This window comes from Kosmotoga sp. (assembly GCF_982836095.1).
In genome coordinates, this window is sequence record NZ_CEYIHJ010000213.1 from 1 (window position 1) to 964 (window position 964).

The following is a 964-nucleotide window of genomic DNA, read 5'->3' on the forward strand; positions in this document are numbered from 1 at the left end:
ACAACAACAGAACTTTTGGAATTGCGTAATACTTTCTTAACAGTAATAAATATCCTCTTGCCATGGTTTAATAAGATGGAAATGATCGTTAGTGGCAATCTCTTGAGTATTTTCAATTTAATGCGATGAGCACCACCTCCTAGAATCGTGGGTGTCTGCTCGAGATAAAGCGCAAGTTCATGATCAGGTTCAGCGTTTTCCAAGTACAGAACAAGGAGCTGCTCCAAGGGGTGGGCAAGAAAATTCAACCTTGTTTTCCCATAATAAAGGGTTCTGTAATAAAGCTTATTGATGAACCCACTTGGTACAATATTCTCGCCTTTTTTTAAAAGCTTCACAGAGGAAAGAATCCTCGTATTACCAAACCAAAGTCCCCCCATCTTTCCCGTTACGTGCCATCCTATGTGTTCGTTATTTCCGCTAAGACGCCCAAAGTAATAAAGCTTCCTTCCACTTTCGTAGAAATAGAAATCTCTCATAAAATCAACCTTTCAAACCCGTTGAGATACTGCTCTCAACAAAGTACTTCTGAAAGCTCAGAAAGATTATTATCATGGGAATAGTCATCAAGATAGAAGCAGCCATCATATATTGCCAGAAAGTATAATAGCTTGTCCTGTAAAAGTCAAGGCCAACGGTTAGGGTGTACATGTTCTTGTCAGACGTCATAAGAAGAGGCCATAGAAAATCGTTCCATGTTCCTACAAAAGTGTAAATGGCTAAAGCGGCAATAGCTGGCTTTGAGATCGGTAGAACTATCCTGGCATATGTTCTGAATATGGAAGCACCGTCTATTTTTGCCGCTTCCTCAAGTTCTCGGGGAATACCTAAGAAGAACTGACGCATGAGAAAAAGGCCAAAGACTGATACTTATCATAGAAAAATACGATCAATAATTTAATATGAGCAAATACGGCAGCGCAAATTACAAGAAATACACGTAATGTCACATTGCTGAATACTA

1 protein-coding gene and 1 pseudogene are annotated in these 964 nt (G+C 39.3%); both read right to left on the minus strand.

Going from position 1 to position 964, the window contains the following annotated elements:
- A pseudogene (locus AC3LHT_RS10250) lies at window positions 1-479 on the minus strand (hypothetical protein); the annotation flags it as partial.
- 4 nt (window positions 480-483) lie between these two features.
- Window positions 484-846, minus strand: a complete 363-nt coding sequence (locus AC3LHT_RS10255) for a carbohydrate ABC transporter permease (RefSeq protein ID WP_488662822.1) — start codon at window positions 844-846, stop codon at window positions 484-486.
- Between the last annotated feature and the right edge of the window lie 118 nt (window positions 847-964).

Coding starts and splice junctions, on each gene's coding strand:
- AC3LHT_RS10255 (WP_488662822.1), bottom strand. CDS start 846: ATGCGTCAGTTCTTCTTAGGTATTCCCCGAGAACTTGAGGAAGCGGCA.